The organism is Pseudomonas sp. SM4, assembly GCF_051913165.1.
Taxonomy (GTDB): domain Bacteria; phylum Pseudomonadota; class Gammaproteobacteria; order Pseudomonadales; family Pseudomonadaceae; genus Aquipseudomonas.
Genome location: NZ_JBODOE010000006.1, coordinates 212,507 through 226,192 on the forward strand (window position 1 = coordinate 212,507; position 13,686 = coordinate 226,192).

Genomic DNA, 13,686 nt, shown 5'->3' on the forward strand with positions numbered 1-13,686 from the left:
AGATAGATCAAATGAAAGCAGGCGTGGATTTTTACCTTTTGAAGATATCCAGCAAACCTTTTGATAGAGAGGTATCAATTTCGTGGGGATGTGTGAATTTGCCCTTCATGGCGCCGATCCGTTCTACACGCGTCTTCTTCAATGTGATTCTGCCTTGGCGTTCTTCGGCTAACGCATCAAGACCATCCATCAATTCTGAATAAATGTCCCGCTTCATGGTTCGTGGATCTCCACTTGATAGGTGATCCTCAAATTTAACCGCAATTACCTTCTGCAGAATGTAAGCCATTGCTCACTGCTTTGCAGGAAAAATCTTAAAAAGGTGGAAGTGTGAAGACCAAGAAAGCATAGCGAGCGATCATCTGGACGCGCTGGCGCAGTCTGCTGATACTGAATCCTACAAACGCGAAAGCGGCACCTGAAGGTGCCGCCTTTATTATAAAGTTCTGCGAGGACAAGAGCACTTTAGTTGCGTTGTCATCTGTTATCTAAAGCTATCTCTTTTCTATTGATGACTTTTTCGTTAACGATACGACGTACAACCGGTGCAGAAGGTTTCTCTGGTGGTGTAGGTCTTGTCGGATTCTGTGGCTTAGACCGATCATCAGTAGCTTTCATTTCTGATCCCTATTGGCACCGCCGTTAACATCGTCGTATGTTCTTCTAGAAAATGGAACAGTCGGTTTGACAGGAGCTTGGGGCAAAGGTTTTTTTTCACTTGATGTTGGCTTATTGGATTCGCTCAATTTCCCTGCCCCTTTTTCAAGAAGTATATTCTCAAGGATTATAGTCCTTTTTTCAGATCTGCTAGGCCTTCGGCTTTTGAGTCATTCAGCAACTGCTTTCTCAAGTCGGATATTTGGTCGCCCACGTACATATCTTTTATTGCAAAATTTTTCCTGGGCGAGGAGGTATCCATGTCAAAAAGGACAAACAACAAGCTACCGATAGCAAGAGGAATGCAGGCCATCAGAAAAGTTGAAATGGACTTGAAAACCCATCGTGATCGCTCTTCATTGACTAACGCATTGTGTGTGGAGCAACTGATGTAGGTGTTTGAAATGAAGCTTGCAGTTTCTTTGTCAGGATCGATCAAAGGTATTTGCTCGTGCTGCGATACCTGTGAGTTATATTTGCCAAGTTCAATGTTGTATTGTGTTTGGCTGTCGTAATACTCTTTTATTTTTTCTGCGTATGGCATTCTGTTGAATTCAGATCCGCTAAAGGCTCTGAAGTTGAAGTATGTAGAGATGGTTGAGATTGTCAGGGTTAAAGCTACTAGAAAGGAAATGATGTATGCAATTTCGGGGTTGAAGGTGAAATCCAAAAAACGAGCTAGGTAGATGGTTGCAGAAGCTAGCGCAAATATCGCGGTAAAAATTATTTGAGTTTTTATCGAGATGCTGTTTTTTATCTCTTCTTCGTATGCATACATTTTTTCATATGTGGTGTGGATGTTGTCAGTGTTCAATATGGTTTCCTTGTGCCCTGTTGGTCGGCAAGTACTTTCAATGTGCCTTCGAGTTTTCGCGTTGCCTCACACATACACAATAGCTCCAACAGCCGGATGCGGACTGTAGGACGAAACCGATAATTGAGCGGGAGCTTTCTGGGCTTTCAGCAGGAAGGGCAGGGCATCAGTAAAAATCCCACAAAAACAAAAACGGCACCCGAAGGTGCCGTTTTCATTTCTAGCCAGCCGAACTATCAGCCCGCCAGACCCGCCTGCTGAACCAGTGTCAGCAATGGCTGCGGGTACACACCCAGGAAGAATGCGACCAGGGCGATGGCCAGCAGCATCACGCCGCCTGCCTTCTGTTCCCAGTGCAGTTGGGCGTCGTGGCGACGCAAGTTTGGCTCGATCAGGTACAGAGTGACCATCACGCGCAGGTAGTAGAAGACGCCGATGGCGCTGCCCAGAACCAGCGAACCGACCAGCCACCATTGGTGCGATTCCACACCGGTAGCGATGATGTAGAACTTGCCGATGAAGCCAGCGGTCAGCGGGATACCGGCCAGCGACAGCATCATCACGGTCAGCACAGCGGTCAGGTACGGACGACGCCAGAACAGGCCGCGGTATTCGTACAGCGCATCCGCGTCACGGCCGTTGTACGGCGAGGACATCAGGGTGATCACGCCGAAAGCGCCGAGGCTGGTGATCACGTAGGTGACCAGGTATACGCCGATGGCCTCCACCGCCAGACCCTTGCTCGCCACCAGTGCGATCAGCAGGTAGCCGAAGTGCGCGATGGACGAGTAACCGAGCAGACGCTTGAGGTTGCTCTGGGTCAGGGCCAGCAGGTTACCGAACAGGATCGAAGCGATCGCGATAACGGTCAGCACATCGCTCAGTACACCACTGCTGGCAGCAGGGGAGATCTGGAACAGACGCACCATTACTGCAAACACGGCCACTTTCGAAGCGGTTGCGAGGAACGCTGCCACCGGTGCCGGAGCACCTTCGTAGACGTCCGGCGTCCACAGGTGGAACGGCACCAGCGACAGCTTGAACGCCAGACCGATCAGCATCATGCCCAGACCCAGTTGCGCCAGCGAGCTAGGCAGGCCAGTCGCAGCCAGAGCCTGACCGATACCGACGAAGCTCAGCGAACCCGAATCGGCGTACAGCAGCGCCATACCGAACAACAGGAACGCGGAACCGGCGGCCGACAGCACCATGTATTTGATGCCGGCTTCCAGCGAACGCTTGTTGAAGAAGGCGTAAGCCACCAGACCGTAAACCGGTACCGAGAGCAGTTCCAGACCGATGAACAAGCCGGCCAGGTGCTGCGCGCTGACCAGAACCAGACCACCGGCGGCGGCCATCAGGATCAGCAGGTACAGTTCTTCACGGTTGCCCGGGTAACCCGAACCGCCATCGCCGAGGTAGGCGTGGGCGAGGGTGACGCAGGCGAGGGTGGCGACCAGGATCAGCGCCATGTACAGACAGGCAAACGAGTCGATCTGCAGCAAAGGAGTCACGGCCAGAGGCGCGACTTTCAGGGCAGGCAGGATCGACAACAGGGCCAGGTTCAGACCCGCCACCGAAATCAGGAAGGTCTGCGAGTGGTTGCGGCGCCAGGCGATTGCCAGCATCACCACGATAATGGTGAGGCTGGTGATCAACAGTGGCGCAAGCGCAATAAAGTGTTGAATCGTGAATTCCATAGCGCTCTTACCGGGCCGAAGCGAGTTGAGTGAAGGCGGTGCCGAGCCACTGCTGAACGCCATGCATCGTGGCGGCAGAAGTGTCGAGGAACGGTTGCGGGTAGACGCCGATGTAGATCAGCAACACCGCAAGGCCTAGCACCATGATCAGTTCGCGAGCGTCCATACCGTGCAGGATCGAATCCGATTTCGCCGGACCGAAGTAGGCACGGTGGATCATGATCAGCGAGTAGACCGAACCGAACACCAGGCCGGAAGTGGCAATCGCAGTAATCCACGGCCAGCTCGCGAAAGAGCCGATCAGGATCAGGAACTCACCGACAAAGTTACCGGTACCCGGCAGACCCAAGGACGCGGCTGCAAAGAACAGGCTGATTGCCGGCAGGTAAGCGATACGCGACCACACACCGCCCATCTCACGCATGTCACGAGTGTGCAGACGCTCGTACAACTGACCGCTGAGGATAAAGAGTGCGGCTGCCGAGACACCGTGCGCCAGCATCTGGATCACTGCACCTTGCAGGGCCAGTTGGCTGCCGGAGTAGATGCCGATCAACACGAAACCCATGTGGGAAACGGACGAGAAGGCGATCAGACGCTTGATGTCGGTTTGCGCGAAAGCGAGGAACGCACCGTAGAAGATCCCGATCAGACCGAGGGTCATGGCGATCGGCGCGAACTCGGCCGAGGCATTCGGGAACAGCGGCAGGGCGAAACGCAGCAGACCGTAAGCAGCGGTTTTCAGCAAGATACCGGCGAGGTCGACGGAACCTGCAGTCGGCGCCTGGGCGTGAGCATCAGGCAACCACGAGTGGAACGGCACGACCGGCAGCTTGACCGCGAAGGCGATGAAGAAGCCGAGCATCAGGATGTACTCGGTGGTCATCGACATCTTGGTTTTCAACAGATCGGCGTAGTTGAAAGTAATCACGCCAGTGTTGTTGAAGTTGACCAGCACCAGACCGAGGATCGCCACCAGCATGATCAGGCCGGAAGCCTGAGTGAAGATGAAGAACTTGGTCGCCGCGTAGATCCGGGTTTTCTTGCCGTCCGAAGAACTGTGACCCCAGAGCGCGATGAGGAAGTACATCGGCACCAGCATCATTTCCCAGAAGAAGAAGAACATGAACAGGTCGAGGGCGAGGAACACGCCGACAACGCCGCCCAGGATCCACATCAGGTTCAGGTGGAAGAAGCCAACGTGACGTTGAATCTCTTTCCACGAGCAGAGTACCGAGAGGATACCCAGCAGACCGGTCAGCAGGATCATCAACAGCGACAGGCCGTCGAGGGCCAGGTGCACGCTGATGCCGAAACGCGCGATCCAGATGTGCTTGAACTCAAGCGCCCAGGTCGGATCGGCGCCAGGCGCCGGGGCAAATGAATAGTCACCGTGGGCCCACAGCCAGAGGCCGAGGGCGAGTTCCAGGGTCATGGTCAACAGCGCAATCCAGCGCGGGAGGGTAGCGCCGAAGCGCTCACCCATCCAGCACAGCAGGCCGCCGATGAAGGGGATCAGGATTAGCCAAGGCAGAATCATGACGGGCTCGTTTCCTTTCGCAAATTCGCAAGGTTCATATCAGACCGCTACCAGCACGATGGCGCCAATCACCAGCACGGCACCAGCAGCCATCGAAGCAGCGTACCAACGCAGTTGACCGGTCTCGGTGCGGCTCAGGGCAGTGTGACCACCCTTGGCCATACGCGGGATCAGACCGATGGTCTGGTCGAGCGGGTCTTTGCGCAGTACGTGGCTGATCGCCAAGTAAGGCTTGACGAACAGTTTGTCGTAGATCCAGTCGAAGCCCCAGGCAGCGAACCACCAGGCCGAAAGGAAACGGCCGATGCCGCTGTTGGCGATCGCCGTGACGAAGCGACGCTTGCCGAGGAACAGCAGCGCTGCCAGCAGGATACCGGCCAGGGCAATAGCACCCGAGGCGATTTCCAGACTGTGCTTGGCTTCGCCGCCAGCATGGCCAACGCTTTCAGGCAGTACGCCGTGCAGTGGCGGAACGATCATCGCGCCAATGGCGGTGGACAATACGATCAGCACCGACAGTGGCAGCCAGTGAGCGATGCCGTGACCGGCGTGGGCTTCAGTCTTGGCTTCACCGTGGAACGTGATGAAGATCAGGCGGAAGGTGTACAGCGAGGTCATGAACGCGCCGACCAGACCTGCGTAGAGCAGACCGTGGTTGCCGCTGGCGAACGCTTCCCAGAGGATTTCGTCCTTGGAGTAGAAGCCTGCGGTGACCAGTGGCAGGGCAGCCAGTGCCGCGCCGCCAACGATGAAGCTGGCGTAGGCCAGTGGCAGTTTTTTCCACAGACCGCCCATCTTGAAGATGTTCTGCTCGTGGTGGCAGGCAACGATCACTGCACCGGAAGCAAGGAACAGCAGAGCCTTGAAGAAGGCGTGGGTCATCAGGTGGAAAATCGCGCCATCCCATGCACCAACGCCCAGCGCCAGGAACATGTAGCCGATCTGGCTCATGGTCGAGTAGGCGAGGATACGTTTGATGTCGGTTTGAACCAGCGCGGCGAAACCTGCCAGAACCAGGGTCACACCACCAACGATGCCTACCAGGTGCAGGATTTCCGGCGCCAGGGTGAATAGACCGTGGGTACGGGCGATCAGGTACACACCGGCAGTCACCATGGTGGCGGCGTGGATCAGTGCCGAAACCGGAGTCGGGCCGGCCATCGCGTCCGCGAGCCAGGTTTGCAGCGGCAGTTGTGCCGATTTACCGACTGCGCCACCCAGCAGCATCAGGGTCGCCAAAGTGATCCAGAAGTCGCCGACCTGGAATTTCTGCGGTGCCAGCACCAGCAGTTCCTGGATGTTCAGCGTGCCCACTTGCTGGAACAGGATGAACAGGCCGATGGCCATGAACACGTCGCCGATCCGGGTCACGATGAAGGCCTTGAGTGCGGCGTTACCGTTGTTGCGGTTGCTGTAGTAGAAACCGATCAACAGGTACGAGCACAGGCCCACGCCTTCCCAGCCGAAGTACAGGAACAACAGGTTATCGCCGAGCACCAGGAACAGCATGCTGGCGATAAACAGGTTGGTGTACGAGAAGAAGCGCGAGTAGCCCGCTTCGCCGCGCATGTACCAGGACGCGAACAGGTGGATCAGGAAACCGACGCCAACCACCACACCAAGCATGGTGACCGACAGGCCGTCGACGTAGAGGGCGAAGTCAGGCTTGAAGCCTTCGACCGCCATCCACTTCCACAGCACCAGGGTGTAGTGACCGCCTTCGGGTGGTGCGACGTTGAATTGCCAGATGACGTAAGCGGCGACAATCGCCGACAAGCCAATGGAACCCACGCCGATCAGCGCCGAGAGGTTTTCCGACCAGCGTCCACGGGAGAACGACAGCAGCAGGAAACCGATCAGAGGGAATACGAAAGTCAGAAAGATCAGGTTCATCCGCGCATCTCACTGGCAGCGTCGATATCGAGCGTATGGAAGCGGCGATACAGTTGCAGCAGGATCGCCAGACCAATACTGGCCTCGGCAGCTGCAAGGCTGATCACCAGGATGAACATGATCTGTCCATCCGGCTGGCCCCAACGGGCGCCCGCGACAATGAACGCCAGTGCAGAGGCGTTCATCATCACTTCCAGACTCATCAACACGAACAAAATGTTGCGGCGGACCATCAGGCCGACCAGACCAAGGCAGAACAGGATGCCGGCAACGGCCAATCCATGCTCGAGAGGGATAGCAGGCATGACTTACTCCTTCGCCTCGTTACGGCCCAAATGGAACGCCGTGACGGCTGCAGCGAGCAGCAGCATCGAGGCGAGTTCGACCACCAGCAGGTACGGGCCGAACAGGCTGATGCCCACGGCTTTCGCGTCTACGGTGGTGTGGCCGATGGCCTGACCGCTCTGGTGAGCGAACAGCACATACAGCAGTTCGGCCAGCAGCAGCCCGGCGAGAATCACCGGCCCTGCCCAGATACCGGGCTTGAGCCAGGCGCGTTCTTGCTGAACCGCGGCGGGGCCGAGGTTGAGCATCATCACCACGAACACGAACAGCACCATGATGGCGCCGGCGTAGGCGATCACTTCCAGCACGCCAGCGAACGGTGCGCCGAGTGCGAAGAAGGTCATGGCCACAGCGATCAACGAAATGATCAGGTAGAGCAGGGCGTGCACAGGGTTGGTGTTGGTGACCACACGTAGCGTGGCCACAACAGCGATACCCGATGCGAAATAGAAAGCGAATTCCATCGTTCTTCCTTAAGGCAGCAAGCTCTTCACGTTGATCGGTTCGGCTTCGTTCTGTGCGGAGCCTTTCGGCTTGCCAGCGATTGCCATACCTGCAACACGATAGAAGTTGTAATCAGGGTTTTTGCCGGGGCCGGAGATCAGAAGATCTTCTTTCTCGTACACCAGATCCTGACGTTTGAACTCGGCCATCTCGAAATCCGGTGTCAGCTGGATTGCGGTGGTCGGACAGGCTTCCTCGCAGAGACCGCAGAAAATGCAGCGCGAGAAGTTGATACGGAAGAAGTCCGGGTACCAGCGACCGTCTTCGGTTTCAGCTTTCTGCAGCGAGATGCAACCCACCGGGCAAGCCACGGCGCACAGGTTGCAGGCAACGCAACGCTCTTCGCCATCGGGGTCACGGGTCAGGACGATACGACCACGGTAGCGTGGTGGCAGGTAGACCGCTTCTTCCGGGTATTGCAGGGTGTCGCGCTTGCGAAAGCCATGGCCGAAGACCATGACCAGGCTGCGCAACTGGGTACCAGTACCCTTAACGATGTCGCCAATATATTTGAACATGGGTCAAATCCTCACTGAACCGCGACTGCAGGCGTGTTCCACAACACGACCGCAGCGGTCACCAGCAAATTGATCAGGGTCAGTGGCAGGCAGAATTTCCAGCTGAAATCCATCACCTGGTCATAACGCGGACGCGGGATAGACGCGCGCAGCAGGATGAACAGCATGATGAAGAACGCGGTCTTCAGTGCGAACCAGAGGAAGGACAGTTGCGGCAAGATGCCGAACGGACCGTGCCAGCCACCGAAGAACAGGGTGACCAACAGCGCCGAGATCAAGATGATGCCGATGTATTCACCAACGAAGAACATGCCCCATTTCATACCGGCGTATTCAATGTGGTAACCGTCGGCCAGTTCCTGCTCCGCTTCCGGCTGGTCGAACGGGTGACGGTGAGTCACGGCGACGCCAGCGATGAAGAAGGTACAGAAGCCGAAGAACTGCGGAATGATGAACCACAGGTTCTGCGCCTGGTATTCGACGATGTCGCGCATGTTGAACGAGCCGACCTGGACCACGATGCCCATCAGGGCCAGGCCCATGAACACTTCGTAGGACACGGTCTGCGCCGAAGCACGCAGGGCGCCGAGCAGGGCGAACTTGTTGTTACTCGACCAGCCGGCGAACAACACCGCGTAGACCGACAGACCGGCCATGGCGAAGAAGAACAGCAGGCCGATGTTCAGATCCGCGACGCCCCAGGTCGGGGTGATCGGGATGATCGCAAACGCGATCAGCAAGGCGGACATGGCCACCACTGGCGCCAAAGTGAAGATCACTTTGTCGGCAAACGGCGGCGTCCAGTCTTCCTTGAAGAACATCTTCAGCATGTCGGCGGCGATCTGGAACATACCAAACGGGCCAACGCGGTTCGGACCGTAACGATCCTGCCACCAGCCCAGCAGGCGACGTTCGACAAAGCTGAGCAACGCACCGGCGACCACCACGGCCAACAGAATCACGATGGCTTTGATGACCGTCAGGATCACATCGATCACTTCAGGGGTGAACCAGGTCATTGCGCTGCCTCCTGCAGACCGTCGACGGATACGCCGGCAAATGCCGGTGGAATGCCGGCGATGCCCGCAGGCAATGCCACCAGACCTGCGCCCAGTTCTTCATTGATGCGCAGCGGCAGACGCAGGGTCTGACCGGCCACGTTCAGGCTCAGCAATGCACCTTCGTTGACGCCCAGACGATCCGCTTCGGATTTCGCCAGTGCCACGTAAGCGGCCGGAATGCGCTCTTGAACCGGCGCGGCTTTCGAAGAGTTTTCTTCGCTGCCGAACAGGTGGAAGAACGGCACGGCTTGCCAGGTACCCGCTGCCGGGTTGAAGGCACGCGGTGCTGCGGCGAACCAGTTCAGCGAATCGCCAGTGCTTTCGATCAGGCGGGTGCCTGGGTCGCCAGCACGGATGTGACCGCCGACTTCGTCCTGGAACTTGTTCCACGCTTGCGGCGAGTTCCAGCCCGGCGACCATGCAAATGGTACTTGCTGACGCGGTTCAACCGAACCCGAGTAACCTTCCATGGAGAAGGCGAACGCGGTGTCTTTGTCTTGCGGGGTGCGTGGTTCGTGAACGCTGATGTCGGCGCGCATTGCGGTACGACCGGAGTAACGCAGCGGCTCACGCGCCAGTTTCAGACCCTTGATGCGGAACGCCGCCGACGGTGCGGCGTCGACGATACGCGCCAGTTGCGCGGTGCTCGAAGCAACGGCAGCGGTGACGTGGTCGAGTTGCATCCAGTCGATCGGCTGGTTCAGCAGGGTCGCGCGCAGGGCGTGCAGCCAGCGCCAGCCTTCATGAACCAGAATGCTCGCATCCAGATATTGCGGATCGAAAACCTGGAAGAAGCGCTGGGCGCGACCTTCCTGGCTGACCAGCGTACCGTCGCCTTCGGCGAAGCTCGCCGCTGGCAGAACCAGGTGCGCACGGTCGGTGGTCGCGGTCTTCTGATGATCAGCAACGATCACTACTTTCGCAGCGTTCAGTGCGGCATCGACCTTGTCTTTGGCGGTGCGGGTGTACAGATCGTTTTCCAGCACAACGATCGCGTCAGCCTTGCCGTCGATGACGGCTTGCAGCGCCGCGTCGACCGATTCGCCACCGAGCATGGCAAGACCGAGGCTGTTGGCTTCCGGCACGATCAGGCTGATCGAACCGTTCTTCTCGCGCAGTTTCAGTGCTTTGGCGATGTTCGCGGCGGCTTCGATCAGGGCTTTGGAGCCCAGCGAAGTACCGGCGATGATCAGCGGACGTTTGGCCGCGAGCAGGGCGTCGGCGATGCGCTGAGCCAGTTCCAGTGCTTCGGCGTCCAGACCTTCAACGGCCGGGGCGCTGGCGTCCAGTGCGTGGGCAACGGCGAAACCGATGCGCGCCAGATCGTCCGGAGCTGCGTGTACGCATTCTTCAGCGATGTCGTCGAGCTTGGTTTCCGCCAGGCTGGCGATGAACAGCGGGTTCAGCGCGTGCTGACCGATGTTCTTCACTGCAGCATCCAGCCAAGGCTGAACACGCATGGCTTCGGCCATGTCTTCAGCTTTGCCTTTGACCGATTGACGCAGCGACAGCGCCACACGGGCGGCGGTCTGGGTCAGGTCTTCACCGAGGACGAAGATCGCATCGTGGTCTTCGATGTCACGCATGTTCGGCACAGGCAGCGGACTGTCGTTCAGCACCTGCAAGACCAGACGGATGCGTTCCAGTTCGGACGCTTCGATACCCGAGTAGAAGTGCTCGGCGCCGACCAGTTCGCGCAACGCGTAGTTGCTTTCGAGGCTGGCACGCGGCGAACCGATACCGACGATGTTGCGACCGCGCAGCAGATCAGCCGCTTTATCCAGTGCAGCATCGAGGCTGAGCTTGGTGCCGTCGGCCAGCAGCGGCTGACGTGGACGGTCGGTGCGGTTGACGTAGCCATAACCGAAACGGCCACGGTCGCACAGGAAGTACTGGTTCACCGAACCGTTGAAACGGTTTTCGATGCGACGCAGTTCACCGTAACGCTCGCCCGGGGAGATGTTGCAACCGCTCGAGCAGCCATGGCAGATGCTCGGCGAGAACTGCATGTCCCACTTACGGTTGTAGCGCTCCGAGTGAGTCTTGTCGGTGAACACACCGGTCGGGCAGACCTCGGTGAGGTTGCCGGAGAACTCGCTTTCGAGGGTGCCGTCTTCAACGCGACCGAAGTACACGTTGTCGTGGGCGCCGAACACACCGAGGTCGGTGCCGCCAGCGTAATCCTTATAGAAACGCACACAGCGGTAGCAAGCGATGCAGCGGTTCATTTCGTGGGAAATGAACGGGCCCAGTTGCTGGTTCTGGTGGGTGCGTTTGGTGAAGCGATAACGGCGCTCGTTGTGGCCGGTCATCACTGTCATGTCTTGCAGGTGGCAATGACCGCCTTCTTCGCACACAGGGCAGTCGTGCGGGTGGTTGGTCATCAGCCATTCAACAACACTGGCGCGGAACGCCTTGGATTCTTCATCTTCGATGGAGATCCAGGTGTTGTCGGTGGCAGGCGTCATGCAGGACATGACGATGCGACCACGGGTGTCGTTCTCGTCGGTGTACTGCTTGACCGCGCACTGGCGGCAAGCCCCGACGCTACCAAGCGCGGGGTGCCAGCAGAAATATGGAATGTCGAGGCCCAGCGACAGACATGCCTGTAACAGGTTGTCTGCCCCGTCGACTTCGAGCGCTTTGCCGTCTACGTGGATAGTGGCCATGGTTCAAAGGTCTTCGTTGGCCCGGTGTCAGCGGGCGTGGCTAATGGAATCTTGTTATCCGTGCGAATCAAACCAGCCTCGAAAGGCGTCATCGCAGGAGGTGAAAGGCCCAGGCCCTTCACCTTATTAAGCGTTTACGCGCCGATTACGATCGGCCTTGCCAGAGGCGGGACGGCGGCGCTGACTGGCGCGATACCGGCTTCGAACTCTGGACGGAAGTATTTGATGGCACTGCCCAACGGTTCCACGGCACCCGGTGCGTGAGCACAGAAGGTCTTGCCCGGGCCGAGGAAGTTGACCAGACCCAGCAGGGTCTCGATGTCGCCTGGCTGACCGCGGCCTTCTTCGATGGCCATCAAGAGCTTCACGCTCCATGGCAAACCATCACGGCACGGGGTGCAGAAACCGCACGACTCGCGAGCGAAGAACTGCTCCATGTTGCGCAGCAAGGAGACCATGTTGACGCTGTCATCCACTGCCATCGCCAAGCCGGTACCCATACGGGTGCCCACTTTGGCGATGCCGCCGGCGTACATTTGTGCGTCGAGGTGCTCAGGCAGGAGGAAACCGGTACCGGCGCCACCTGGCTGCCAGGCCTTGAGCTTGAAGCCGTCGCGCATGCCGCCGGCGTAGTCTTCGAACAGCTCGCGGCCGGTGACGCCGAATGGCAATTCCCACAGGCCCGGGTTTTTGACTTTGCCGGAGAAGCCCATGAGCTTGGTGCCCATGTCTTCGCTGCCTTCGCGGGCCAACGATTTGTACCAGTCAACGCCGTCGGCAATGATCGCCGGCACGTTGCACAGGGTTTCGACGTTGTTCACGCAAGTCGGCTTGCCCCACACGCCGACGGCGGCAGGGAAGGGCGGCTTGGAGCGCGGGTTGGCGCGACGGCCTTCGAGGGAGTTGATCAGTGCGGTTTCTTCACCGCAGATGTAACGCCCGGCACCGGTGTGGACGAACAGCTCGAAATCGAAGCCGCTGCCGAGAATGTTTTTACCCAGCAGGCCCGCAGCCTTGGCTTCTTCCACAGCACGGTTGAGGTGCTTGGCGGCGGTGGTGTATTCGCCGCGCAGGAAGATGTAGCCACGGTAGGTTTTCAGCGCGCGCGCACTGATCAGCATGCCTTCGATCAGCAGATGGGGCAGTTGCTCCATCAGCATGCGGTCTTTCCAGGTGTTCGGCTCCATTTCATCCGCGTTGCACAGCAGGTAGCGGATGTTGATGGATTCGTCTTTGGGCATCAGGCCCCACTTCACGCCCGTGGGGAAGCCGGCACCGCCGCGACCTTTCAGGCCTGCGTCTTTCACGGTCTGGACGATGGCGTCCTGATCCATGTCGGCGAAGGCTTTGCGCGCAGCGGCGTAACCGTTCTTGGCCTGGTACTCGTCGAGCCACACGGCTTCGCCGTCGTCACGCAGACGCCAGGTCAGCGGGTGAGTCTCGGCCGAACGCTGAATGCGGTTGGCAGGACCGAAAGATGTCAGGGTCATACGTAGCCCTCGAGCAGTTTGGCGACGCCAGCAGGCTGCACATCACCAAAGGTGTCGTCGTCGATCATCAGCGCCGGTGCTTTGTCGCAGTTGCCGAGGCAGCAGACCGGCAGCAGGGTGAAACGACCGTCGGTGGTGGTCTGACCCAGGCCGATGCCCAGATTGTTCTGGATTTCGCTGACCACCGACTCGTGGCCGCCGATGTAGCAGACCATGCTGTCGCAGACGCGAATGATGTGACGGCCAACCGGCTGACGGAAAATCTGGCTATAGAACGTCGCCACACCTTCAACGTCGCTGGCCGGGATGCCGAGGATCTCGCCGATTGCGTACAGGGCGCCATCCGGCACCCAGCCGCGTTCCTTCTGAACGATCTTCAGGGCTTCGATCGACGCCGCGCGCGGGTCTTCGTAGTGATGCAGCTCGTGCTCGATGGCCGAGCGCTCGGTTTCACTGAGGGTGAAACGGTCTGTCTGGATAAGCGTGCTGTTCATG

The 13,686-nt window shown here is 58.4% G+C and carries 11 protein-coding genes and 1 pseudogene; all 12 read right to left on the reverse strand.

What is annotated here, in order from left to right:
- Window positions 1-121 precede the first annotated feature (121 nt).
- Window positions 122-217, reverse strand: a pseudogene (locus tag ACQ4MY_RS13440) (transcriptional regulator); the annotation flags it as partial.
- A gap of 567 nt (window positions 218-784) precedes the next feature.
- Window positions 785-1,471, reverse strand: a complete 687-nt coding sequence (locus ACQ4MY_RS13445) for a hypothetical protein (RefSeq protein WP_440095451.1) — start codon at window positions 1,469-1,471, stop codon at window positions 785-787.
- A gap of 236 nt (window positions 1,472-1,707) precedes the next feature.
- Window positions 1,708-3,171 (reverse strand): NADH-quinone oxidoreductase subunit NuoN, encoded by a 1,464-nt coding sequence (nuoN, locus tag ACQ4MY_RS13450; protein WP_008082842.1) that lies wholly within the window; start codon window positions 3,169-3,171, stop codon window positions 1,708-1,710.
- A 7-nt stretch (window positions 3,172-3,178) separates the two neighbouring features.
- Entirely contained in the window at window positions 3,179-4,711 is a 1,533-nt protein-coding gene (nuoM, locus tag ACQ4MY_RS13455; RefSeq protein WP_008082846.1) for an NADH-quinone oxidoreductase subunit M, read from the reverse strand.
- A 39-nt stretch (window positions 4,712-4,750) separates the two neighbouring features.
- Entirely contained in the window at window positions 4,751-6,604 is a 1,854-nt protein-coding gene (gene nuoL, locus ACQ4MY_RS13460; protein WP_008082848.1) for an NADH-quinone oxidoreductase subunit L, read from the reverse strand.
- Entirely contained in the window at window positions 6,601-6,909 is a 309-nt protein-coding gene (nuoK, locus tag ACQ4MY_RS13465; protein WP_003223790.1) for an NADH-quinone oxidoreductase subunit NuoK, read from the reverse strand. Before nuoK ends, nuoL begins: the two co-directional genes overlap by 4 nt.
- Before the next feature lie 3 nt (window positions 6,910-6,912).
- The gene (gene nuoJ, locus ACQ4MY_RS13470) at window positions 6,913-7,413 is read right to left on the reverse strand and encodes an NADH-quinone oxidoreductase subunit J (protein ID WP_008082850.1); all 501 of its coding nucleotides are present in this window, start codon (window positions 7,411-7,413) and stop codon (window positions 6,913-6,915) included.
- A 9-nt stretch (window positions 7,414-7,422) separates the two neighbouring features.
- Window positions 7,423-7,971: an NADH-quinone oxidoreductase subunit NuoI gene (nuoI, locus tag ACQ4MY_RS13475; protein WP_007920177.1), complete on the reverse strand. Its 549-nt coding sequence runs from the start codon at window positions 7,969-7,971 to the stop codon at window positions 7,423-7,425.
- An 11-nt stretch (window positions 7,972-7,982) separates the two neighbouring features.
- The gene (gene nuoH / locus ACQ4MY_RS13480) at window positions 7,983-8,990 is read right to left on the reverse strand and encodes an NADH-quinone oxidoreductase subunit NuoH (protein ID WP_008082852.1); all 1,008 of its coding nucleotides are present in this window, start codon (window positions 8,988-8,990) and stop codon (window positions 7,983-7,985) included.
- Window positions 8,987-11,701 carry an NADH-quinone oxidoreductase subunit NuoG gene (nuoG, locus tag ACQ4MY_RS13485; protein WP_440095453.1) on the reverse strand — a complete coding sequence of 905 codons (2,715 nt, stop codon included), beginning with the start codon at window positions 11,699-11,701 and terminating at the stop codon, window positions 8,987-8,989. Before nuoG ends, nuoH begins: the two co-directional genes overlap by 4 nt.
- Before the next feature lie 134 nt (window positions 11,702-11,835).
- Window positions 11,836-13,191: an NADH-quinone oxidoreductase subunit NuoF gene (nuoF, locus tag ACQ4MY_RS13490; RefSeq protein ID WP_008082856.1), complete on the reverse strand. Its 1,356-nt coding sequence runs from the start codon at window positions 13,189-13,191 to the stop codon at window positions 11,836-11,838.
- The gene (gene nuoE, locus ACQ4MY_RS13495; RefSeq protein ID WP_007920186.1) at window positions 13,188-13,685 is read right to left on the reverse strand and encodes an NADH-quinone oxidoreductase subunit NuoE; all 498 of its coding nucleotides are present in this window, start codon (window positions 13,683-13,685) and stop codon (window positions 13,188-13,190) included. Before nuoE ends, nuoF begins: the two co-directional genes overlap by 4 nt.
- Window position 13,686 lies beyond the last annotated feature (1 nt).